Genomic DNA, 23,253 nt, shown 5'->3' with positions numbered 1-23,253 from the left:
ACGAGGCGGTGGTGAAGGCACGTAGGTCGACCACAGGGCTACCGCGCGCCGAGGGGGACGCCACACAGGGGCGGAGAAACCCGCTCGGCGCCACAACCGGCCGCCGCTCGCGCGTGCGCTCGTGGCCGGCGGCGGACTCACGCAAGCGCACGGCGGCCAGGCAACGCGCGGAAGAGGCCGAGCTCCAGCAGGGCGTCCGCTATCGCCGCGCCTTCGTGGTGCTGCTCGGCGCCGTCATCGCCGTCTCGGCGCTCGTCGTCCTGCTCGGCACCGTCGGGCTGTTCACCGAGACGCGCTCGCGCCCGCTGACGTCCGCCGAGCAGAGCCGCTACCAGCAGGAGGAGATCGCCCGCCGCTGGCAGGCGTGGCCCGCCACCGGCGTCTTCCCCGAAGAGGTGCGCTACCTCGGGCTCGACCGCGCCCAGCAGTACGCCAGGCGCGTCGGCATCGCACCCGAGACCGAGTGCGGCAAGGGCGTCGACGCCTCCGTGGCCGGCGTGCTGCAGAACCACGGCTGCGTGACGCTGCTGCGGGCCACGTACATCGACCAGACCGCCACCTTCGTCTTCACGGTCGGCGTGGCCGTGCTCAAGGACGAGGAGTCGCGCGTGTCGGCCGGTGAGGAGCTCACCCAGGACGACCGCGTCGGCGTGCTGCCGGTCGCCTTCCCCGGCACCGTGACCGAGCGCTTCGGGCCCGACCAGCGCCAGCGGACGAGCTGGGTCGGCGCGGGCCCGTACATCGTGTTCTCGACGGGCGGCTACGCCGACGGGCGCACCAGGGCCGCGATCCCGCCGGAGGAGATCCTGCACAGCGAGTTGTGGCCGGCCGCCAAGTCCATCGGCAACCAGATCGCCTACTTCCTCGCGGACCCGCCCACGGTGCCGCCCTGCACTCAGGGGAACGTGTGCTGACCGTCGTACGCGCGCTGACCGCCGCTGTGCTCGCCTTCTCGGCTCCTGCCGCCGACCCGGTCAGGGAACAGCAGGCATGGGTGCTCGACGCGCTCAACGTCGAGCAGGCGTGGACGGTCACCAAGGGCGAGGGCGTCACGGTCGCCGTCGTGGACAGCGCCGTGGACACCGGCGTCAAGGAGTTGAAGGGCCGCGTCACTTCAGGCCCCGACATGACCTCGGGCTCGGTCCAGCGTGATCTGCCGCCGGGCCGGCACGGCACCGCCATGGCCGCCCTGATCGCCGGCTCGGGCAAGGGCGACGGCTTCATCGGGGTCGCGCCGTCCGCGCGCATCCTGTCGCTGCCCATGGTCATCGACGACGAGCCGGGCGTCGCGATGCCGCCCCTGGAGGATCAGCAGAGCAGGCCCAACGCGCAGAGCCCGCTGGCCCGCGCCCTGCGCTACGCCGCCGACCGCGGGGCCCAGGTGGTCAGCATGTCCATCGGCTCGTACGGCCCGCTCAGGTCGGAGCGCGAGGCCGTCTCGTACGCGCTGAGCAAGGGCGTCGTCCTGGTCGCCGCCGTCGGCAACGACGGCCAGACCGCGTACGCCAAGGAGAAGGGCACCTCCTACTGGAGCTTCCCGGCCGGCTACCCGGGCGTCATCGGCGTGGCCGCCACCGACAAGCAGGGCAAGCGGGCCACGTTCAGCAGCGACAACCTGTCGGTGCTGGTGTCCGCGCCCGGCGTGGGCGTGCCCGTCGTCAAGCGCGGCAGCGGCTACGAGCTGTCCGAGGGCACCAGCTCGGCCGCCGCGCTCGTGGCCGGCGTGGCCGCGCTGCTCAAGGCGCGCTACCCGGCCCTCGCGCCCGAGCAGGTGGCGCAGGCCCTGGCGGCCAGCGCCAGGGGACGGCCCGCGGCCGGCTACGACGACGAGACCGGCTTCGGCGTGGTCGACGCCGCCGTCGCGCTCAACGCCGCCGAGCGGCTCGTCGGCGCCAAGCGCAGCGTCACGCCCGGCATGCAGCACTTCGGCAAGGGCGCCGACTCGCCCGTCCCGACCAGGCCGGGGCCCGATCCGGTAAGGCTGTGGCTGTACGGGGGCGGGGTGCTGGTGGCGCTGGTCATGTTCTGCGGCGCGATCGTCGTCCTCAATCAGCGCAAGGAGCAGGCATAACGGCGAGTTCGTGAACAGGTTTCCGAGTCGGGAGAAGATCCGCTATGGTCCCCCGTCATGGGATACGAGCTGCGAGTGGTGCGTGAGTCGCCACTCGCCTTCGCCGAGCTGGCGAAGGCCATCGCGCCGGCCGGTTTCGAGCTGCACGGGTCCGACGAGATCGTGGCAGGCCACGCGGGCGCCAAGCACACCGTGGCCCGCTGGCAGGGCGAGGTCGTCGGCGAGCCCGGCTCCGACTGGCAGGTGGCCCAGCTCCTGCGCCTGTCCACCGCGCTCGGCGCCCGGCTCGTGGGCGAGGACGGCGAGGTCTACGGGCTGCGCGACGGCGTGATCGAGGTCGCCACCGGCGGCAGCGCCGTCGAGATCGGCGCGTTCGAAGAGATCATCGACGCGGGCCCGGCGGCGTGGAGCCCGTGAACCCGTTCGCCGAGCGGGTGCTCGACCTCGTCGAGCGCATCCCGCCCGGCAAGGTCATGTCCTACGGCGACATCGCCGAATATCTCGGCGAAGGCGGTCCACGCCAGGTCGGCAAGGTCATGTCCACCTGGGGCGGTGGCGTCCCGTGGTGGCGCGTCGTCCACGCCGACGGCTCCGGCGCGGCCGCTGACCACGTGCAACGCTGCCTGGCCCACTGGCGCGACGAAGGCACCCCGCTGCGCGGCGAACGCGTGGACATGCGCCTGGCCCGCTGGGACGGGCGTTCAGCCGATTTTCAGTAACCCACCTGACCTGCACTTTCGCCGAACAGGCGATTTCGTGACATGTGACTCCCATTACCATGGGCTGAACAGTGATGGCGGCCCGAAAGGCGGTGCCTCCCCTATGGCCACCGGCGTCACAGCCCGAAGCCAGGGCGGCGATTCGCTCGCCGACCGCCTGAAGGCTGTCCAGGATCTCTGCGATCGTGGCGAGCCTCTCGAAGCGGTCATGCAAGCGGTCGGCCCAGGCGGTCGCGACGCGGCGTTCGACAACGAGGTGCTGAGCGGTCCCCTCGGGGGACGCATCGACCTCGCGGTCAAGCGCGGCGCGGCGCGGCGGCGCGAGATGCTCGACCTCGTACGCCCCTACCTCGCGGGCGTCGACGCGCAGGTCAAACGCGACCTGCCGGTGGCGCGCCGCGTCATCGTCCACCTCATCGAGACCCGCTCAGACGACGAGCTCGTCGAGGGCGAGACGCTGCTCAAGGTGGTCACCGCGGCGGCCGAGCCGTCCAAGCGCATCCGCAAGGGCCTGCGCTGGTACGCCGACCTGCCCTTCCGCGACGAGCTGCCCCCCGACCTCTACCGCCTGCGCCGCGCCGACCTGGCGCCGGTCACCCACATCGACGACATCGTCTGGGTCGACGGCAAGCTGCGGGTCAGCGGCTTCGCCTACCTGGCCGGCCTGTCGGTGCGCAGCCGCAGGTTCAACTGGGCGACCGTGGTGCTGCGCGGCCCGCGCTGGCTGCCGCCCATCCGCATGCGCACCCGCAGGGTCCTCGCCCCCGAGGCCACCCACGGCGCGCGCGAGCCGGGCTGCAACTACGACTGGTCCGGCTTCACCGCCGAGCTGAGCCCCTGGCCGCTGCGCTGGCGCGGAGCCGTGCGCGGCATGGTCCACGGGGTGCGGCGGCGCATGCGCCACCGTCCCGGCGTGCCCGACGCCACCACGTGGCGGGCCGAGATCGTGTTCTGGAGCCGTGGCGCGCGGGCCACCGGCCTGCTGCGCGGCTCCTCCATCGGACGGCCCGAGCGGCCCGCCGGGCTCAAGCTCAAGCCGGGCTGGTGGGTGCGTCCCGTCTGGACGTCCGACCGCGCGCTGCAGGTCGTGCTCCAGCCCAACAGGGCCGAGCTGACCGGCGTGCGGCTCGACGGCGATCGTCTCGAGCTGAAGATCTTCCTGCCCGGCCGCCAGGTCACCAAGGGCCACGCCAGGCTCGGCGGCCACCGCATCGCCGCCGACTTCACGCCGTCGGGCGACGGCACGCAGGTCGTGGTCGGGCTCGCGGTGCCCGCGCTGACGCAGGAGAAGGACGGCCGGCGCCTGTGGGTCGAGCCCAAGGGCGACCCCGCGGCCCCCGTCATGCTGGCCGACGCGGCCGAGGTCCGCACGCCCGTGGGCGATCGCGAGATCACCGTGCTGGGCGACCGCCGCGACCGCGTCGTGGTCTCCGCCCACCGCATCCGCCCGGTCATCACCTCGGCGGTCTGGGACGGCCCCGCGCTCGTCCTGCGCGGCCACTACCCCGACGCCGAGGACCCGCGCACGCTGACCCTGCGCCACCGGTCGGGGCTGTCCTATCTGCTGCCGATGGAGCGCTCCGGCGCCGACTTCTCCGTACGCGTCGAGCCCAATGCGATGGACAGGTTCGGCGAGGCCGTGCCGCTCTCCTCCGGCACCTGGAACATGTCGCTGCGCCACCCGTCCGGCGAGATCGTCCCGCTGCGCATGGACCACGCCGCGCTGCCCGGCCTCGACGAGGAGCCGCGCACGCTCGGCGGCCACGTCTTCCGGATGATCTCCACCCGCTTCGACGTGCCGGTGATCACCGTCGAGGAGGACAGGCCGGCGGAGGAGCGCGGCGTCGCCGGCACCCATGTGCTACGCCGCGTCTTCTACCCCGCCCAGCGCACCGAGCCGCTGCGCGAGAGCACCGTCTACGTCGTCAACGACGGCCGCCTCTACGCCGACAGCGTGCGCGCCATCTACGAGGAGCGGCTGCGCAGGGGCGACGACCGCGAGCACCTCTGGATCGTCAAGGACGGCGCCTTCGTGCCGCCGGGCCCGGCCAAGGTCATCCGGGCCGGCAGCCGCGAGCACCACGAGGCGCTGGCGAGGTCGCGCCACATCATCACCAACGCGTTCCTGCCCGCCTGGTTCCGCGCCCGCGAGGACCAGGTCGTCGTCCAGACCTGGCACGGCACGCCCGCCAAGCTCATCGGCGGCGACCAGGCCCACATGAAGCGCGACCCGAGGCCGCCGATCTGGCACCGCCAGGCGGCCGAGGTGCGCGGCTGGGACCTGCTGCTGTCGCAGTCGCCCTGGGCCACCCAGGTGCTGCGCAAGGCGTTCGGCTACAAGGGCGAGGTACTCGAGAGCGGCCTGCCGCGCAACGACGTGCTCAACTCGCCCGACCGCGAGGAGCGCGCCGCGGCGGTGCGGGCGCGGCTGGGGCTGGCCGAGGGCAAGCGGGTGGTGCTGTACGCGCCGACCTACCGCGACTACGACCGCAAGAACGCGATGGTCAAGCTCGACCTCGCCAAGGCCCGCCAGGCGCTGGGCGCCGACCACGAGATCCTCGTACGCGCCCACCCGATGCAGGCCATGCCCGCCGTCCCCGACATCGCCCGCGACGTCACGACATATCCGGACATCGCGGATCTGCTGCTGGTTGCCGACGTGCTGGTGACCGACTACTCCTCGGTCATGTTCGACTTCGCCGCCACCGGCAAGCCGATCGTCCTGTACGCCTACGACCGGGCCAAGTACGGCAACAAGCGCGGCCTCTACATCGACCTGCCCGAGCAGGCGCCGGGGCCGGTGCTGTCGACGTCGGCCGACGTCGTGGAGGCCCTGCGGTCGATCGACGCGGTCGCCGCCGCCAACGCCGACCGCTACGACGCCTTCCGCGCCACGTTCGCCCCGCGCGACGACGGCAAGGCCACGGCCCGCGTGGTCGACCACCTCTTCTCGTGACATGACCGCATCCGGCCCGGGGCCCAGGCCCCGGGCCGTCTTCGTGCGCGTGGCGTTGACGCCGACGGCGAACACGGCGTCCGGCGTGTCACGAGAAAAACCGGTATTTGCCTCGATACCGTAGGCGGATCGCTGAGGGAGACCGGGCAAGTCGGCACGATCTACCCCTGTGGTCTGGTGGAATCTAGTGCTGTGAGTGCTCAGACCTGGCGGTTGGTGCGGCGAGGCAGCGGGGGGCCCGATGTGCCTCCTGTGCTCGATGAGCACCAGCGTGCCGTGGTCGGCCACGAGGGCGGGCCGTTGCTCGTTCTCGCAGGTCCTGGCACCGGCAAGACCACCACCATCGTCGAGAGCGTGGTCGACCGCATCGAGCGGCGCGGCCTCGACCCCGAGCGGGTGCTCATCCTCACCTTCAGCCGCAAAGCCGCGGAGGAGCTGCGCAGGCGCGTCACCGGCCGGCTGCGCCGCACCACCCGCACCCCGCTCGCCCTGACCTTCCACTCCTACGCCTACGCGCTCCTGCGCCGCGAGTCGGTGCTGGCGGGCAAGGAGCCGCCGCGCCTGCTCACCGGCCCCGAGCAGCTGCTGGAGATCCGCCGGCTGCTCCACGGCGAGCTGGAGCAGGGCGCGCCGGGCTGGCCCGCCTCGCTGCGCGAGGCACTCAAGACCCGCGGCTTCGCCGAGGAGCTGCGCGACTTCCTCTCACGCGCCTACGAACGCGGCCTCGACCCCGAGCACCTCGTCGCGCTCGGCCGGCTGCACGGGCGCTCCGACTGGGTGGCGGCCGGCCGGTTCGCCGAGCGCTATCAGGACCGCTTCGACCTCGCCCCCGAGGAGACCTACGACTACGCCGAGCTCATCGGCGCCGCCTGCGCGCTGCTCGACCGGCCCGAGGTCCGCGAGCGCGAGCGGGCCGCCCACGACGCGGTCTTCGTGGACGAATACCAGGACACCGACCCGGCCCAGGAGCAGTTGCTCGCCCACCTGGCGGGCGACGGCCGCGACCTCGTGGTGGTCGGCGACCCCGACCAGTCGATCTACGGATTCAGGGGCGCCGACGTCCAGGGCATCATGAAGTTCCCCGAGCGCTTCAAGACGCTCGACGGCCGCGAGGCGCCGGTGGTGGCACTGCGGGTGTGCCGCAGGAGCGGCGCCGAGTTGCTGGAGGCGTCCAGGCGGGTGGCGGCCAAGCTGCCGGTCGCGCCCGCGCCCGAGCACGACCAGCGCCACGGGCACCGCGACCTGGTGGCGCTGCCCGACGCCGATCCCGGCGACGTGCGCGTGCTGCTGGCCGACAGCACCAGCCAGGAGGCCGCGATCGTGGCCGACACGCTGCGCCGCGCCCACCTGATCGACGGCGTGCCGTGGCACCGCATGGCCGTGCTGGTCCGCTCGGCCCGGCGGCAGGTGCCGCTGCTGCGGCGGGCGCTGACCAACGCCGGCGTGCCGACCATGATCGCCGGCGACGAGGTGCCGATCGCGCAGGAGCCGGGTGTGCGGCCGCTGCTCACGATGCTGCGGGTGGCGCTCGATCCGTCCCAGCTCGACGAGGCGGTGGCGGAGGAGCTGCTGACGGGCCCGCTCGGCGGCACCGACATGATCGGCGTACGCCGCCTGCGCCGCGCACTCAAGATCGCCGAGAACGAGGCGGTGACCGCCCTCACGAGCGACCCGGTGGAGCCAGGAGAGGGGGAGGAACCGGCAGCGGAGACCGCTGTGGCAGAGCCCGCCGCCACGCAGGTCGTCCCGCCGGACGACGACCCCGACCCGCAGGGGCCGCTCAGGGCGCGGTCGTCCGGTGAGCTGCTGGTGGCCGCCGTCAAGGACGTGCGCGAGCTGACCCGCCTGGAGCCGCACGTCGCGCTGCCCGCAGAACGCGTCGCGAAGCTGCTGGCGGCGGCCCGCGAGGCGGCCGCGCAGGGCGGCACCGCCGAAGACCTGCTGTGGACGATCTGGCACGGCAGCGGCCTGGCCGAGCGCTGGAGCGAGCTGAGCCTGTCAGGCGGCCCGAGGGGGGCGCAGGCCGACCGTGACCTCGACGCGGCGGTGGCGCTGTTCGACCATGCGGCGAGGTTCGTCGACCGCATGCCGATGGCGGGCCCCGAGGTGTTCATCGACGACCTCGCGGCCCAGGAGATCCCGGGCGACACGCTGGCCGACCGGGCGCCCGACGGCGACGCCGTACGCGTGCTGACCGCCCACCGCTCCAAGGGCCTGGAGTGGGACGTCGTGGTGGTGGCGGGCGTCCAGGAGGGCGTCTGGCCCGACCTGCGGCTGCGCGGCTCCATGCTGGGCGTGGAGGACCTCGTGGAGGTGGTCGAGGGGGCCGAGCCCAACGCCGCCTCGCTGGCCTCGAAGCTGCTGGCGGAGGAGCGCAGGCTGTTCTACGTCGCCGTCACCAGGGCGAGGCGCAGGCTGGTGGTCACGGCGGTGGGCGGCGAGGACACCGACGAGCGGCCGTCCAGGTTCCTGACGGAGCTGAGGCCGGGCGGGGTCGAGCCGGCCACGATGGACGACCGCGCACGCTGGCTCAACATGCAGGCCCTGGTGGCCGACCTGCGCAGCGCGGTCACCGACCCGACCAAGCCCCGCACGATGCGCCGCAAGGCCGCCCAGCAGCTCGCCAGGCTGGCCGCGGCGGGCGTGCAGGGCGCCCACCCCAACGACTGGTACGCGCTGACCCCCATCTCCGACGACCGCCCCCTGAGCTGGCCGGGCGACGTCGTCAGCATCTCGCCGTCTGCGGTCGAGAGCTTCACCAAGTGCGGCCTGCGCTGGCTGCTGGAGACCGCGGTGGGCGCGGCCGGCACCAGCACGGCCCAGGGCCTCGGCAACGTCATCCACGCTCTCGCGGTGCTCGCGGCGACCGACCTGCCGAGCGAGGACCTGCTGGGCGACCGGCTCGACCAGATCTGGAACGAGCTCGACTTCGGCGGCGTCTGGTACAACCGCAAGCAGCGCCAGGTCGCCGAGCAGATGATCGGCAAGTTCCTGCGCTGGCACAAGGAGAACCCGCGCGAGCTGGTGGCCCTGGAGGAGGCGTTCACGGCGATGGTGTCGGAGGGCGTGCAGATCAAGGGCAGGGTCGACCGCGTCGAGCGCGACTCCGGCAACCGCGCGGTGATCATCGACCTCAAGACCGGCGGCTCCAAGCCCAAGGCCGGCGACATCGACCGCCATCCCCAGCTCGGCGTCTACCAGCTCGCGGCGCTGCTCGGCGCGTTCGCCAGGCACGGCATGACCGAGCCGGGCGGCGCGGCGCTGGTGCAGCTCGGCAAGGCGGCGGGCAAGCACGACGCGGTCGAGCAGAAGCAGCAGCCGCTGTCCGACGACAAGGACCCCGGCTGGGCCAAAGACCTCGTCGACACGGTCGCGACCGGCATGTCGGGCCCGTTCTTCCAGGCGAAGGTCAACGACGGCTGCCGCACGTGCGCGGCCAGGGCGAGCTGCCCGGTCAACGACGGCGGGGGGCAGGTGTGCTGACCCCGGCCGAACTCGCCGGCAAGCTCGGCATCCTGCCGCCCACGCCCGAGCAGGCGGAGGTCATCGAGGCGCCCCTTGAGCCCATGGTGGTGATGGCGGGCGCGGGCTCGGGCAAGAGCGAGACCATGGCCGGCCGGGTGGTCTGGCTGGTCGCCAACGGCCTGGTCAAGCCCGAACACGTGCTGGGCCTGACGTTCACCCGCAAGGCGGCCGCCGAGCTGGCCACCCGCGTCAGAGAGCGGCTCAACGGCCTGGCCGAGGCGGGGCTGGTCGAGCCGGGCGCACTCGACAACGAGCCGACCGTCTCCACCTACCACGCCTACGCCGCTCGCCTGGTCACCGACCACGCGCTGCGCGAAGGTCTTGAGCCGACGATGCGCCTGGTCACCCCGGCCGTGTCGTGGCAGCTCGCGTCGCGGGTGGTGGCGATGTACGACGGGCCGATGGACAAGATCGAGCTGGGCCCGCCCTCGGTCACCGCTGCCCTGCTCGAGCTGGCCGGCGAGCTGTCGGAGCATCTGCGCACGCCCGGCGACGTCCGCGAGATGGGGCGGTGGCTGGACGAGCGCCTGGCGGCGCTGCCCGGCCGTACGACGCTGGCGCAGCGCAGGCCGGTCGGCGTCCAGGCGGCGAGGGAGCAGCTGCTGCCGCTGGTGGAGGCGTACGAGCGGCTCAAACGCGCCCGCGAGGTGATCGACTACGGCGACCAGATGTCGCTGGCGGCCAGGATCGCCTCCCGGCACAAGGAGGTCGGCGAGATCGAGCGCTCCCGCTACGCGGTGGTGCTGCTCGACGAATACCAGGACACCAGCCACGCCCAGCTCGTGCTGCTGCGCTCGCTCTACGGCGGCGGCCATCCGGTGACGGCCGTGGGCGACCCGTGCCAGTCGATCTACGGCTGGCGCGGTGCGTCGTCGGGCAACCTGCGCCGCTTCCCCCGCGACTTCCGCACCGCGACGGGCGACCAGGCGCAGCTGCGCCGGCTCAGCGTGAGCTTCCGCAACGGCGACCGGGTGCTCGACGTAGCCGCCCGCGTGCAGCTGGCGCTGCGCATGGAGGCCCGCGAGGTGCCGGTGCTGGTGCCGGGGCCCAACCGGGTCGAGCGCGGGCGGGTCACGTGCGCCTTCCACGAGACGGCCGAGGACGAGGCGAAGTGGATCGCCGACGGCATCGCGAAGCTGCTCGGCCAGGAGGTGGCGCCCGACGGCCTGCCGTGGGGCGAGAAGGAGCGCAAGAAGACGCTGCAGATCCAGCCTCAGGACGTCGCGATCCTCGCGCGCAAGCGCTCGCAGTTCCCGGCGCTGCGCAGGGCGCTGGAGGAGCGTGACATCCCGGTCGAGGTGGTGGGTCTCGGCGGCCTGCTGACCGTGCCCGAGGTGAGCGACATCGTCGCCACCCTGCGCGTCCTGTACGACGCCACCGCCGGCGACGCGCTGGCCCGGCTGCTGGCCGGCCCCCGCTGGCGCATCGGCCCCGCCGACCTGCGGGTGCTCGGCGAGCACGCGCGCACGCTGGCCCGCGAGCTGAGCGAGAGCGGGCGTGCCGACGACCCGCTCGACCAGGTGGTGGCCGACCTCGCGGAAGAGCGGGGCAGCCTGGTCGACGCGCTCGACGAGCTGCCCGATCGCGAGGAGTGGCTTGAGCCGTTCTCCCCGCTGGCCCGCACCAGGCTGGTCGCGCTCGCGCAGGAGCTGCGCCAGCTGCGGGCGCACACCGCGCAGCCGCTGCCCGACCTGATCACGGAGGTCGAGCGCAGGCTGGGGCTCGACATCGAGGTGGCGGCGCGCAGCGGCACGGCCGGGGCGTTCGCGGCGCGGGCCGACCTCGACGCGTTCATCGACGCGGCCTCCAGGTTCGCGGGCGACGCGGAGGACCCGACGCTGGGGGCGTTCCTCGCCTATCTGCAGGCGGCGGAGAGCGAGGAGTTCGGGCTTGAGGCGGGCCGGGTCGGTGAGAGCAACAGCGTCAAGCTGATGACCGTCCACGCGTCCAAGGGGCTGGAGTGGCCGGTCGTGGTGGTGCCTGGCCTGTCGCAGCTGGTCAGCTCGAAGGGCACGATCGCGACCGGCAGCATCTTCCCGGCCACCCCGGTGATGAACAGCCGCTGGACGGAAAATCCGCGCAAGCTGCCCTACCCGCTGCGCGGCGACGCGGCCGACCTGCCCAGGCTGGGCGGGCTGAGCAAGGAGGAGCTGGCCGCGTTCGACGAGCACTGCCGCGAGCGCGACCTGATGGAGGAGCGCAGGCTCGCCTACGTCGCGGTGACCCGTGCCCACTACCACCTCATCGCCTCCGGCTACCGCTGGGGCACCGCCACCAAGCCGCTGGAGCCGTCCGACTTCCTGCTGGAGATCCGCGACACCGCCGACCGGGTCGCGGTCTGGGCCGACGCGCCGGCCGAGGGCGCGGGCAACCCGCTGCTCGCCGAGCCGGCCGAGGCCACCTGGCCGGTCACGCCCGAGGGGCTGCGCTACGAGTCGGTGCTCGACGGCGCCCACCTGGTGGAGGACGCCCTGGCGGGCACGCTCGCCGACGAGGAGGGCGAGGCGCTCAAGCCGTACGAGGAGGAGCGGCTGCGCGCCTGGGAACGCGACACCGACCTGCTGCTGCGCGAGCGCGAGCTGCACCGCCGCCGCCCGGCGACCACGGTCGAGCTGCCGGCGAAGCTGACCGTGTCGTCGCTGGTCACGCTGGCCGCCGACCCGCGCGAGCTGGCCCGCAGGATCCGCCGCCCCGTGCCGGTCAAGCCGGCGCCGCTGGCCAGGCGGGGCACCTCGTTCCACAAGTGGCTGGAGACCCGGTGGGACCAGCAGCGGCTGATCGACGACTTCGAGCTCTTCGACGAGGAGCCGGAGGAGGCCGACGTGCGCCTCGCGGAGCTGCAGGAGCGCTTCGAGGAGAGCGAGTGGGCCGACCGGCGGCCGATCGACCTGGAGATCCCGTTCGAGATGATGATCTCCGACCGGCTGGTGCGCGGGCGCATGGACGCCGTCTTCGAGCGGCCGGGCGGCGGCTACGAGGTCGTCGACTGGAAGACCGGCGCGCCGCCCCGGGGCAAGAAGGCGCAGCGGGCGGCGTCGGTGCAGCTCGCGGCGTACCGACTGGCCTGGGCGCACCTCGCGCAGGTGCCGCTGGATGAGGTGGGCGCGGCCTTCCACTACGTCCGCGACAACCGCACCGTACGCCCGATCGACCTGCTCGACGCCGACGGCCTGGCCGCGCTCATCGAGAAGGTCAGGACGTCAGATGGTGGAAGGCGGGCTTCGGGTGCATGAGGAAGTCGTGGTGGGAGATGTTCCAGGCGTAGGCGCCCGCCATGGCGAAGACCACGGTGTCTCCCACCCGCACTGAAGTCCCGATATTTCGGGCGAAAACGTCTTTCGGGGTGCAGAGCTGGCCGACGACCGTCACCGGCTCGTCCGTCACCCCCGGCCCCGCGCCCGTCGGCAGCACCACGAACGGCTGGTCGTGCCCCTTCGTGACCGGCGTCCGCAGGTGGTGGGTGCCGCCCAGCACCACCGCGTACGCCTGCCCGTGCACCCGCTTCACGTCCACCACCCTGGTCACGTAAGAGCCGCAGTACGCGGTCAGCGCCCGCCCCGGCTCGACCCGCAGCAGCCGCCCCCGGCGCAGCGCGTCCAGCCCCGCCCCGTACGCCGCCCAGTCGAACCGCTCGCCGGGGGATGCGTACGACACCGCCATCCCGCCCCCGAGATTGACCTCCTCGTACGCCCCGTCGCCCAGCAGCGCCTCGGCCAGCCCGAGCAGCTGCGGCGCGGAGAGGCCGCTGGCCAGGTGGGCGTGCAGGCCGCGCAGCCGTACGCGGTCGGTGAACAGCGGCAGGCACTCGGCCACGCCCGCCGCGTCCATCCCGAACGGCCCGCCCATCGTCAGCGCCGCTCCCTCGACCGGCAGCCCGGGGTTGAGCCTGAGCAGCACGTCGGCCTCCAGCCCCGTGTCCAGCAGGCGGCGCAGCTCGTACGGCGACTCGACGTGCAGCCGGTGGTGCGGCAGCCGCAGCTCGGCGTCGGTCTTGCCGGGCCCGCCCAGCGCCACCGGCATGCCGGGGAACAGCCCGGTGACGTGCGCGTGCTCACCGGCCGACGACACCTCGAACCCGTCCACGTGGCCGGCCAGCACCCGCAGCAGCCCGGCGTCGGGGTTGGCCTTGACCGCGTAGTACAGCTCAGTGGCCCCCAGAGCCCGCCGTACGGCCGCGACGTGCGCGTCCAGGGTCGGCAGGTCATAGACGTAGGCGGGGAGCCGAGGGAGGCGTACGGCGGCCTCCTGGACGCGCGGGGCGATCATGCGAGCGGGTTCGCGATCGGCACGTACCCGGCCGTCCTGTCGGCGGCCCTGGCCCAGCGCACGCCCAGGTTCGCCTTGGCCGGCAGCGGCGCGCCCGCGAGCAGGTCCGACAGCCCGAGCGGCCGGCCCAGCGCGTCCGCCTGCCGGTCGAACAGGTCGCGGGCCTCCCGCCACAAGGCGCGCAGCAGGGCGTCGTCGGGCCCGGCGACCGTCGCGGCGATCTCGGTCAGGTGGTTGACGAGCAGGCAGTAGACCACGCGCGCCCAGCCGCGCTCGGCGTCGTAGGTGAGCGCGCGGGCCACCTCGGGGTGCGGCCCGACCAGGTCGTGGCGGCCCTCGACGAGCTTGGCGCCCTCCAGGTCGCGGAAGACGGCCTCGACGGGCAGTCCGTCCGCGTCCAGGCCGACCAGCACGTTCTGCAGGTGGGGCTCCAGCACCACGCCGTGCGTGAAGTACAGGTCGAGTACGGGCGGCGCGACCACCCCCACGTACGCCCGCCACCAGCCCAGCGGATCGGGTGGCTGCTTGCCGAGGGCCAGGGCGGCGGCCGGTACCGGGGTCACGCCGGGGGAGCAGACCGCCCAGGGGCTGTGCCGCACGATCACGCCGAGACCTTCGCGCAGCCGGGTGCCGAGCGCGGCGGAACGGTAGCCGGGCTCGGGCAGCCAGCGGGTGCCCGGGTGCCGCACCGACACCGCGTCGAAGACCGGTGCGAGCCGCCTGGTCAGCTCGACCGCGCCGGCCAGCTCGTACCAGGCGTTCTTGCGCACGCAGTTGGTGATCCTGACATCCAGGGAGAACTTCAGGCAGACCTCGTGCGAAGGGGCGTACACGGTCCGCACCGACGACGTGGGCGCCACCACGGGACCGGGACCGAGGTCGATCAGCTCACCGCCGAGCGCGGGACGCAGCAATTCGAGCTGCCACGGATGCGCGGGCAGCACCCGGTGGCCGGGCGGCGCCTCGCCCAGCGCGTCCAGCATCGAGGGGTCGCCGCCCTCGTCCAGCACGTCGTCGCGCACCCCGAGGAGCCTGACGGGGAACTCGGCGTGCGCCTCGGGCGCGTAGCGCAGCCAGCCGTCGCCGCCGCGCGCCTTGGGGCTGGGGTGGAACGGGTGCCCGTACACCAGGTCCTGCTCCGAGGCCAGCCACGGGTCGGCCGGCGGCACCGCCTCGACCCTGGCCCGCAGGATCGCCTCCATCGCGGCCCTGCTGGCCGCCACCTGCCCCGCGAACTCGGCGTTTCCGCCCCCGAGCTCGGTCTCCACCAACGTCACCAGCTCGTCGCTCGACAGCGGCCGCCACGCGCCGGACTCCAGCCGCTCGGGCGGGCCGTCGAAGCGCAGCGCCGCGCCCCCGTGCGTACGGGCCCGCAGCAGCACCCCGGCCACCCGCAGCAGCACGTACGGCGGCGCCGGCCACACCAGCCCGCGCGGCCCGGCCACCTCCCGCACGCAGCAGCGCAGCAGGGCCGCCAGCGTCGCCTCCTCGGCCGGGCCGCAGGGCGCCTCGATGGCCGGTCCGTGCATTCAGGCTCTCCTCAGGTAGTTGGGCCCGCTGGTGCCGTAGAACTTGTTGATGTCGCGCGCGCCCGACCGCTCCTTGGCCACGAGCGTCCCCGCGGTGACCATGGACTTGCCGGTCAGCCTGGCCGCGTCGAGCGTCCGCGCGCGCAGCAGCCTGGCCATGGGGTCGTCGCCGTACTCGTCGAGCGCCTCGGCCAGCGTGTCGCGCAGCAGCCCCGCCGCCTGCGCGTGCGGCAGCGCGCCGAAGGCCACCGACGCGGCGGCCAGGTGCAGCGTGATCGTGACGAACACGTCGGCGAGCGCGTGGGGGTCGTCGTTCAGCAGGCGCTCGTCGGCGAAGTCCGGCACCTCGACGCCGCTCGCCCGCAGCCGGGACGGCGAGGCGAGCAGGCCGTCGTTGTCCTTGACCAGCAGCCGCATCCGGCCGTCGGGGGCGAAGAGCAGGGCGAGGTTCTGCTGGTGCGCCTCCAGGGCGACGCCGTGCCGTACGAACAGCCGTACGTTCCAGCGCAGCAGCAGCCGCAGGTAGGCGGGCAGCACGTCGCCCAGCTCGGCCAGCACTCCGGGCGCGTTGAGCGCCGCCACCGGGACGATCTTCCCCTCGGGCAGCCGCCTGACCATCCAGGCCAGGTGCTCGTCCCCGGTCTCGGCGTAGGTCTGCTCGTCGGCCGGCACGACGTCCGGCCCGGCCAGCTCGCGCAGCAGCAGCTCCGCCCTGGCGCCGTCGGCGAGCGTGCCTGGCTTGAGCGAGCGGCGGTTCCTGACGCCGAGGGTGCTGACGGGGATGGGCAGCTTGAGGTGCAGGCGAGGGGAAACCTCGACCGTCCGCATGGACAAGGTGGGACGTACGGTGACGGCCGCCGCGTCCAGCACTCGTACCCCGTCGATCCGCCGCACCTTGGGCACCGCCAGCGGATGCACGGGAAACAGCACCTCGCCCGCGAAAGGCGCCACCTCAGCGGGCAGCCCGGCCGAGCCGGGCGCGAGCAGCTCACGCGGCACCACCGCCCACCGCAGCTCGAACGAGGGCCCGAACTCCGGCGCGTACGCCCGCAGCTCCGCCTCCGACAGCCCCACCCGCGCCCGCGACGTCGGATAGACCGGATGGTCGAGGAACGCGGCCAGCGTCTCGTAGGACGGCCCCGACCGCAGCACCTCATGGGCGGCCTCGTCGTGCAGCTCCAGCGCGCCCAGCGCCGCCAGGCACTCCTCGAAGAACGCCGCCACCCCACCCGCGTCGGCCGGGTCGGCGACCTCCGCCAGCGTCTCCAGCACCTGCTCAAGGCCCAGCGACTCGTCCCGCGCCACCTCGAAGTCCTGGAACAGCAGCCCGGGCCGCAGCCGCACCCACCGCCCGTCGGCCAGCGTCAGCCCGACGCCGTCCCTGGTCCTGGTGACGCGGGCGGCGAGCCCGCCGTAGTCCTCGCGCAGCAGGGCGTTGAGCACCCGGGCGGCCAGGTACGCCTCCCTGGAGCTCATTCCACCACCCACGGCCGGGCCGCGCGGAACCCGGCGACGGCCGCGTCCACCGCCTGCCTGGAGGGCCCGACGGCCCGTACGACGCCCAGGTAGTCGCGGTTGGTGCGGGTGAGGGTGACGACGTCGCCGACCGAGCGCAGCGGCCGGTGCCAGAGGCGTACGCCGCCGTCGGTCACGGACTCGTGGCCGGGCGCCTGCTTGATCACGCCAGGCCGGTCGGCGACGACGCTGACCGCGCTCGCGTGCGCCGAGGTGGCCGGGACACCGGGCACGCGCTCGCCGAGGTGCACCCGCAGGATCCACTCGAACAGCGGCACCCCGAGCGCGTCGGCGAGCAGGAAGTCGCAGTGGTCGCCGATCACCCGGTAGTTCACCTCGATGATCCGCGGTCCCGAGGAGGTGAGCACGTACTCGGTGTGGCACGCCCCGAACCCCACGCCCAGCGCCCGCAGCGCGGCCAGCACGTGCGCGTGGGACGCGTCCGGCGCCGCCCAGTCGAGCCGCTCTTCCACGAAGTACGGCAGCGCCCCCAGCGTCGTCTCGAACCCGCCGAGCACCCGCGGCCCGCCCTCGTCGCCGAGCGTCTCCAGCGTGCGCACGGGCCCTTCGAGGTACTCCTCCACCACCAGCGCCTCGCCCGGCCGCCGTCTCCTGACGCCGGCCACGGCGGCGGCGAGATCGTCCGTCACGAGGATGACGTCCTCGCTGGCCACCCCCTCGCGCGGCTTCACCACCACCGGGTACGGCACCCGCTCGGGCACCGGGTCACCGGGCCCCAGCCGCAGCGAGAAGACCTCCTCGACCCCGGCCGCCGCGAGCGCCCGCCGCATCAGGAACTTGTTCTTGGCCGCCGCGCACGCCCGCCAGTCCTTGCCGGGCAGCCCGAAGTAGGCGGCGGCGAGCGCGGTCTCGGTCTGCAGGTGGTCGGAGTTGGAGAAGACGGCGTCGGGCCTGCCGAGGTGCTCGATCGCGTCGATGAGGGCCCGGGGGTCGCGTACGTCGCAGCGCACCGCGTCCGGATGCTGCTCGGGGCGGTCGGTGAGGATCGTCACCGAGCAGCCGAGCGCCCGCGCCGCGGGCAGGAAGCCGTCCGTCACGGAGTCGGTCGGTTTGAGCGCGGTCAGGTAGAGCCGCAACGCGAAGGCACCCCCGAAGAATCAGGTAAGGCTAACCTAACTCGTCGATCTTAGCCCGGGAGAGATCACCGCGGGGTGCTGATTCCGTAATCGCCGGCTAACTGCGAGGTCATAGGATGACAGGGGAAATCGGGAGGGGGCGGCCAGTGCAGACCGCGGAAGACAAGCTCATCGGACCACTGCTCCTCGCACGGGGGACCACCGACAGATCATCGGTGCTGCGCGCCGACGACGGGTGGCTGGAGCAGGCGTGGTCCGACCCTGCGACGAGGGTCCTGGTCATCGACAACGGCCACACGCTGGTGCGGCGCACGGATGACGAGGTGCACGCGGTGCTGCTCACGCCGGCCGAGGCGCCGCCTGGGCCGCGCTACCTCCTGGGCGTCGACGACGGCGCCGCCTACTTCGCGGTGGCCGCGCCCCTGCCGGGGCTGCCCGCCGGCGACGTCAACGGCCGGCTCACCACCCCGATGGGGCTGCGCGACACGCCGGAGGGCCGTCCCGTCGCGGCCGGGCTGCGCCAGGTCGGCGGGCTGCTCGGCGACCGCGACGCGGGCCTGCTCGTGCACGCCGTGGCGCTGGAGGCCTGGCACTCCACCCACGAGTTCTGCCCGCGCTGCGGCACCCGCACGACCATGCAGGCGGGCGGCCACGTCAGGGTCTGCCCGAGCGACGGCAGCCAGCACTTCCCGCGCGTCGACCCCGCCGTCATCATGCTGATCCGCGACCCCGACGACCGCTGCCTGCTGGCCCGCGGCCCGCAATGGCCCGAGGGGCGGCTGTCGATCCTCGCCGGGTTCGTCGAGCCGGGGGAGTCGCTGGAGGCGGCGGTCATCCGCGAAGTGGCGGAAGAGGTCGGCATCACCGTCGCCAACCCGCGCTATCTCGGCAGCCAGCCCTGGCCGTTCCCGCGCAGCCTCATGCTCGGCTTCTTCGCCGAGGCCACCACGACCACACTCACCCCCGACGCCGACGAGATCGCCGAGGCGCACTGGTATTCGAGGACAGAGCTGCTCCGCGCCCTCGACTCCGGCGAGCTGCGCCTGCCGCCGCCCGTGTCGATCGCCCGCCGCCTGATTGAGACCTGGTACGGCGGCGAGCTGATCGGCGACTGGTGACCGTCAGGCCGCTCCGAGCAGGGCCTTGACCTCCATGGCCGAGGGGTTCGTCCGCACGACGCGCCCCTTGGGGGTCTCGATGACCACGGTCGGCACCACCTGGTTGCCGTTGTTGACGCTCTCCACGAACTCGGCGGCCGCCTGGTCGCGTTCGATGTCGACGTCCTTGAAAGCGATGCCCTCGCGGGTGAGCTGGGCCTTCAGCCGCTTGCAGGGGCCGCACCACGTAGTGCTGTAGACCGTGAGCGCCATCTGAGGAATCCCTCCAAGGTCAGGAAATCAAGCGATCCGTGCAACAACCTGCGACGTCCGCTTAATCCCAGATTCTTACCCGATGCGCTCCGCGATCCATGCCTGCACCCGCTCCGCCACGCCCGGCTCCCGATAGAGCGGCGAGCTGTGGTTGGTGCCCGGCGCCGTCAGCACCGTCACCGGCACGCCCACCTGGCCGAGCATCTGCTTGAGCAACTGACTCTGCACCGGCGGCACGAACTCGTCCTTCGAGTGCACGGTCAGCATCGGCGCGTCCTTGCGGCTGGCGTGCCAGGCCACCTCCATGCTGGCCCAGACCCGCGAGCACTTGCCCTTGGGCGCGCAGCCGCCGGCCAGCTTGATCGCCGCCGTACGCAGCCTGCGCTTGTTCGGGTCGGGCGACTTGGCCCCGTCGGAGTACGCGCGCAGCGGCGAGATGATCGGCGACAGCCCGACCACGCCCTTGAGCCCGTTGATGCCGTCACCGTACGTGCCGACCGCCGCCGCGATGTGCCCGCCCGCGGAGAACCCGACCAGCACGTAGTTCTTCGGGTCAAACGCCCACTTGTCGGCGTGCTTGCGCGCCAGCGCGATGGCCGCCAGCGCGTCACTGCGCTGCGCCGGCCACGCCGCGTCACTGGACAGCCGGTAGTTGAGGTTGAAGACCGTGTAGCCCAGCTCGGCGTAGCCCCGGACGATCTCCTTCATGTACTTCTTGTCGCCGCTGGACCACCAGCCGCCATGGATGAGGAAGACGCCGGGCCGCTGCTGGCCGTCGGGCGTCCACCACACGTCCATGCTCTGGCGCTGGTGCGAGCCGTAGCGGACGGTCTCGACCGATAACCCGCCAAGGCCCTGTGCGTCGATGGGGTTGTGCACCGTCGGCAGCGGGGTGGGATCGCCAGAGGCGCTCGCGGCGACAGGTGTGAGCACAACGGCAGCGAGCGCGAGGGCGCTCACGCAAACCGCAGTTCGCACGGCCTTCCTTTCCCCCATGCACATGGTCGGGCCCCATTGTGGGGGAAGAGACCATCCTTTTGCATCTCGGTGACGATGAACATACGCCGGGGCGCATGTTGCCAGAATAAAGTCTGGCACCGCCAGCGGCTGGGAGGATTCAGGGGTGAACAACGCGGATGACGTACTGATCGGGCTCGACCCCGAGCAGCGTGCCGTCGCCGAGGCGGTGCGCGGCCCGGTGTGCGTGCTCGCAGGTGCGGGGACGGGTAAGACCAGGGCGATCACCCACCGCATCGCGTACGCGGTCCGCAGCGGCGTCATCGACGCGCAGAGCGTACTGGCTGTGACATTCACCACTCGGGCGGCCGGCGAGCTGCGCCAGCGGCTGCGCGCGCTCGGCGCGCCCGGCGTGCAGGCCCGCACGTTCCACGCCGCGGCGCTGCGCCAGCTCACCTACTTCTGGCCGCGCGTCATCGGCGGCGCGGCGCCGTCGGTCATCGAGTCGAAGCTGCCGGTGCTCGGCGAGGCGTGCCGCCGGCTGCGCAGGAACGTCGAGCGCGCCGAGCTGCGCGACATCGCCTCCGAGGTCGAGTGGGCCAAGGTCACCCAGATCGGTCCCGAGGACTACGTGGCGGCCGCCGCGAAATACCACCGCACCCCGCCGATCACGCCGGCCGAGCTGGCCGACGTCTACGACGCGTACGAGCAGATCAGGCGCGAGCGCCACCTGGTCGACTTCGAGACGATCCTCGAGCTCACCGCCGCCGTGATGACCGAGCACCAGGAGGTCGCGGCGCAGATCCGCCAGCAATACCGCTACTTCGTGGTCGACGAGTACCAAGACGTCAACCCGCTGCAGAAGCTGCTGCTCGACACCTGGCTCGGCGGGCGCGACGACCTGTGCGTGGTCGGCGACCCCAACCAGACCATCTACTCCTTCACCGGCGCCAGCCCCCGCTACCTCACGAACTTCTCCGTCGACCACCCCGGCGCGGCCGTCATCAAGCTCGTCCGCGACTACCGCTCCACCCCGCAGGTCGTCGACCTCGCCAACCTCGTCATCGCCAAGGGCAAGTCGCCCCACCGCCTCGAGCTGGTCGCGCAGCGCCCCGACGGCCCCAAGCCGGCCTTCAAGGAATACGACGACGAGCCGGCCGAGGCCGCCGACGTCGCCAGGTCGATCAGGAAGCTCATCGACAAGGGCGTGCCGTCGCGCGAGATCGCCGTGCTGTTCCGGGTCAACTCGCAGTCGGAGGCGTACGAGGAGGCGCTGGCCAAGGCCGAGATCCCCTACGTGCTGCGCGGCGCCGAGCGCTTCTTCGAGCGCCCCGAGGTCCGCCAGGCCGTCGTGCTGCTGCGCGGCGCGGCCCGCTCCGCCGCGGGCGAGCCGCTGGCCTCCGAGGTCCACCACATCCTGGGCGGCGTCGGCCTGACCCCCTCGCCGCCCGGCGGCGGCAAGGCCAGGGAGAAGTGGGAGTCGCTCAAGGCGCTGGCCGACCTCGCCGAGGACATGGCGGCCGAGGGCGCCGACCTGCCGGCGTTCGTCACCGAGCTCGAACGCCGCGCCTCCGAGCAGCACGCGCCGCCCGTCGAGGGCGTCACCCTCGCCTCACTCCACGCCGCCAAGGGCCTGGAGTGGGACGCCGTCTTCCTCGTCGGCGTCACCGACGGCATGCTGCCGATCATCTACGCCGAGAGTCCCGAGCAGATCGAGGAAGAACGCCGTCTCCTCTACGTCGGCATCACCCGCGCGAGGGAGCACCTGTCGATCTCGTGGGCGGCGGCCAGGGCACCAGGAGGCCGGAAGGGCCGCCGGCCGTCCCGCTTCCTCGACGGCCTCACCGGCCGCGCCCCCGCCGCGCCGCGGGTGGCGCAGTCCGCCCGCGCCGAGCGCCGTCAGGTGGCCGCGCCGGTCAACTGCCGGGTGTGCGCCAAGACGCTGACCGCCGCGACCGAGCAGAAGCTCGGCCGCTGCGCCACCTGCCCCGCCGACTACGACGAGGCGCTGCTCGAGCGCCTCAAGGCGTGGCGCACGGCCACCGCCAAGGAGACCAAGGTCCCGCCGTACGTCATCTTCACCGACGTCACGCTGCAGGCCATCGCGGAGCGGGCGCCGGCGACCGAGCAGGAGCTGCTGTCGATCGCGGGCGTCGGCAAGGTCAAGATCGACCGGTACGGCGAGGCCGTCCTCGCTCTCTGCCGCGCCTCCTGACACCGCCGTAACGGGGACGCAACGGAAAGACGACATCATTCCGGCTGAACTGGGCCCGGCTTTCACCCCGGTACGGGCGGCACGTCACACTTGTCGCAGGACCGGAACATCCAAGGGGGACGACACGTGAACGAGGCGCTGAAAGAGCTGCTGGACCTGCTCGACCTTGAGCAGATCGAGCTCGACATCTTCCGCGGCAGGAGCCCGGAGGAGCGCATCCAGCGGGTCTTCGGCGGTCAGGTGGCGGCCCAGGCACTGGTGGCGGCCGGACGTACCGTGCCCAAGGACCGCAACGTGCACTCCCTGCACGCCTACTTCATCCGTCCTGGCGACCCCTCGATCCCGATCGTCTACAACGTCGAGCGGCTGCGCGACGGGCGCTCGTTCACCACCCGCCGCATCGTCGCCGTCCAGCACGGCAAGGCGATCTTCACGATGTCGGCGTCGTTCCACGTCGCCGAGGAGGGCGTCGCGCACCAGGCGTCGGTGCTGCCCCAGGTGCCCGACCCCGAGACGCTGCCGACGTTCCAGGACCGCATGTTCGAGCTCGTCGGCGACCACCCCGAGCTGCGCGACTGGGCCGCCCGGCCGCGCCCCGTCGACGCCCGCTACGCCTCGCCGCTCACCTGGGAGGCGCACCTCGACCCGGCGCTGCGCAGCGCGCAGACGAACGTGTGGTTCCGCTACGACGCCGAGCTGCCCGACGACCCGCTGCTGCACGTCGTGCTGGCGGCGTACGCCTCCGACTACACGCTCGTCGACACCATCCTGCTCGCGCACGGCATGGCGTGGGGCGCCTCCGACATCATGGGCGCCTCGCTCGACCACGCCATGTGGTTCCACGCCCCGTTCAGGGCCGACGACTGGCTGCTCTATGCTCAGGAATCTCCCTGGTCCGCCGGGGCCAGGGGACTGGCCCGGGGCGAGATGTTCACCGCGTCTGGAGAGCTCGTGGTCTCGGTCGTACAAGAGGCCATGATCCGCCGGACGAAGTGACGAAATCGCAGGTAGAAAATATGTTGCCCCTTCCCGG

At 72.8% G+C, this 23,253-nt stretch carries 16 protein-coding genes; 10 read left to right on the top strand and 6 right to left on the bottom strand.

The window, feature by feature from the left end:
- Nucleotides 1-11 precede the first annotated feature (11 nt).
- From ACFFR3_RS16640 to ACFFR3_RS16610, 7 genes are all read left to right on the top strand, one after another.
- Nucleotides 12-914 (top strand): hypothetical protein, encoded by a 903-nt coding sequence (locus ACFFR3_RS16640; RefSeq protein ID WP_364371284.1) that lies wholly within the window; start codon nucleotides 12-14, stop codon nucleotides 912-914.
- Nucleotides 908-2,071: a S8 family serine peptidase gene (locus ACFFR3_RS16635; protein ID WP_345389755.1), complete on the top strand. Its 1,164-nt coding sequence runs from the start codon at nucleotides 908-910 to the stop codon at nucleotides 2,069-2,071. The genes ACFFR3_RS16640 and ACFFR3_RS16635 overlap by 7 nt, the downstream gene beginning before the upstream one ends.
- Before the next feature lie 57 nt (nucleotides 2,072-2,128).
- On the top strand, nucleotides 2,129-2,488 hold the full coding sequence (locus tag ACFFR3_RS16630; RefSeq protein WP_345389752.1) for a hypothetical protein: 360 nt from the start codon (nucleotides 2,129-2,131) through the stop codon (nucleotides 2,486-2,488).
- Nucleotides 2,476-2,790, top strand: coding sequence for an MGMT family protein (locus tag ACFFR3_RS16625; RefSeq protein WP_345389749.1), 315 nt, complete (start codon nucleotides 2,476-2,478; stop codon nucleotides 2,788-2,790). The genes ACFFR3_RS16630 and ACFFR3_RS16625 overlap by 13 nt, the downstream gene beginning before the upstream one ends.
- A 208-nt stretch (nucleotides 2,791-2,998) precedes the next feature.
- Nucleotides 2,999-5,746: a CDP-glycerol glycerophosphotransferase family protein gene (locus ACFFR3_RS16620; RefSeq protein WP_379483398.1), complete on the top strand. Its 2,748-nt coding sequence runs from the start codon at nucleotides 2,999-3,001 to the stop codon at nucleotides 5,744-5,746.
- 252 nt (nucleotides 5,747-5,998) lie between these two features.
- Nucleotides 5,999-9,229, top strand: coding sequence for an ATP-dependent helicase (locus ACFFR3_RS16615; protein WP_379483397.1), 3,231 nt, complete (start codon nucleotides 5,999-6,001; stop codon nucleotides 9,227-9,229).
- Nucleotides 9,223-12,504, top strand: a complete 3,282-nt coding sequence (locus ACFFR3_RS16610) for an ATP-dependent helicase (protein WP_345409389.1) — start codon at nucleotides 9,223-9,225, stop codon at nucleotides 12,502-12,504. Before ACFFR3_RS16615 ends, ACFFR3_RS16610 begins: the two co-directional genes overlap by 7 nt.
- On the opposite strand, the gene ACFFR3_RS16605 is transcribed toward ACFFR3_RS16610, so the two are convergent.
- The 4 genes from ACFFR3_RS16605 to ACFFR3_RS16590 are packed head-to-tail and all read right to left on the bottom strand — an operon-like array spanning nucleotide 12,464 to nucleotide 17,678.
- Nucleotides 12,464-13,537: a type III PLP-dependent enzyme domain-containing protein gene (locus tag ACFFR3_RS16605; protein ID WP_345389740.1), complete on the bottom strand. Its 1,074-nt coding sequence runs from the start codon at nucleotides 13,535-13,537 to the stop codon at nucleotides 12,464-12,466. The genes ACFFR3_RS16610 and ACFFR3_RS16605 overlap by 41 nt on opposite strands.
- Nucleotides 13,534-15,066 carry an IucA/IucC family protein gene (locus tag ACFFR3_RS16600; protein WP_379483396.1) on the bottom strand — a complete coding sequence of 511 codons (1,533 nt, stop codon included), beginning with the start codon at nucleotides 15,064-15,066 and terminating at the stop codon, nucleotides 13,534-13,536. The genes ACFFR3_RS16605 and ACFFR3_RS16600 overlap by 4 nt, the downstream gene beginning before the upstream one ends.
- On the bottom strand, nucleotides 15,067-16,542 hold the full coding sequence (locus tag ACFFR3_RS16595) for an IucA/IucC family protein (RefSeq protein WP_379483395.1): 1,476 nt from the start codon (nucleotides 16,540-16,542) through the stop codon (nucleotides 15,067-15,069).
- Nucleotides 16,539-17,678: a siderophore biosynthesis protein gene (locus ACFFR3_RS16590; protein ID WP_379483394.1), complete on the bottom strand. Its 1,140-nt coding sequence runs from the start codon at nucleotides 17,676-17,678 to the stop codon at nucleotides 16,539-16,541. The genes ACFFR3_RS16595 and ACFFR3_RS16590 overlap by 4 nt, the downstream gene beginning before the upstream one ends.
- A gap of 146 nt (nucleotides 17,679-17,824) precedes the next feature.
- Here ACFFR3_RS16590 and nudC point away from each other — a divergent pair, with 146 nt between their 5' ends.
- Entirely contained in the window at nucleotides 17,825-18,796 is a 972-nt protein-coding gene (gene nudC, locus ACFFR3_RS16585) for an NAD(+) diphosphatase (protein WP_364371258.1), read from the top strand.
- 3 nt (nucleotides 18,797-18,799) lie between these two features.
- Here the strand turns inward: nudC and ACFFR3_RS16580 are convergent, their stop codons facing one another.
- Complete coding sequence (locus ACFFR3_RS16580) at nucleotides 18,800-19,048, bottom strand: mycoredoxin (protein ID WP_355426373.1); 249 nt, start codon at nucleotides 19,046-19,048, stop codon at nucleotides 18,800-18,802.
- A 75-nt stretch (nucleotides 19,049-19,123) separates the two neighbouring features.
- Nucleotides 19,124-19,981: an alpha/beta hydrolase gene (locus ACFFR3_RS16575; RefSeq protein ID WP_364371255.1), complete on the bottom strand. Its 858-nt coding sequence runs from the start codon at nucleotides 19,979-19,981 to the stop codon at nucleotides 19,124-19,126.
- 190 nt (nucleotides 19,982-20,171) lie between these two features.
- Here ACFFR3_RS16575 and ACFFR3_RS16570 point away from each other — a divergent pair, with 190 nt between their 5' ends.
- Together ACFFR3_RS16570 and ACFFR3_RS16565 are read left to right on the top strand one after the other, a co-directional pair.
- A complete protein-coding gene (locus ACFFR3_RS16570; protein WP_364371252.1) occupies nucleotides 20,172-22,220 on the top strand; it encodes an ATP-dependent DNA helicase UvrD2 in 2,049 nt (682 codons plus the stop codon).
- A gap of 126 nt (nucleotides 22,221-22,346) precedes the next feature.
- A complete protein-coding gene (locus ACFFR3_RS16565; protein ID WP_345389719.1) occupies nucleotides 22,347-23,216 on the top strand; it encodes an acyl-CoA thioesterase in 870 nt (289 codons plus the stop codon).
- Nucleotides 23,217-23,253: the final 37 nt, after the last annotated feature.

The sequence above is a fragment of the Nonomuraea salmonea genome (genome assembly GCF_042428605.1).
GTDB classification, from domain to species: domain Bacteria; phylum Actinomycetota; class Actinomycetes; order Streptosporangiales; family Streptosporangiaceae; genus Nonomuraea; species Nonomuraea salmonea.
The sequence above is the reverse complement of the archived record's forward strand: the minus strand, read 5'-3'. Positions and strand labels throughout refer to the sequence as shown.

Coding starts and splice junctions, on each gene's coding strand:
- ACFFR3_RS16630 (WP_345389752.1), top strand. CDS start 2,129: ATGGGATACGAGCTGCGAGTGGTGCGTGAGTCGCCACTCGCCTTCGCC.
- ACFFR3_RS16620 (WP_379483398.1), top strand. CDS start 2,999: ATGCAAGCGGTCGGCCCAGGCGGTCGCGACGCGGCGTTCGACAACGAG.
- ACFFR3_RS16605 (WP_345389740.1), bottom strand. CDS start 13,537: ATGATCGCCCCGCGCGTCCAGGAGGCCGCCGTACGCCTCCCTCGGCTC.
- ACFFR3_RS16600 (WP_379483396.1), bottom strand. CDS start 15,066: ATGCACGGACCGGCCATCGAGGCGCCCTGCGGCCCGGCCGAGGAGGCG.
- ACFFR3_RS16595 (WP_379483395.1), bottom strand. CDS start 16,542: ATGAGCTCCAGGGAGGCGTACCTGGCCGCCCGGGTGCTCAACGCCCTG.
- ACFFR3_RS16580 (WP_355426373.1), bottom strand. CDS start 19,048: ATGGCGCTCACGGTCTACAGCACTACGTGGTGCGGCCCCTGCAAGCGG.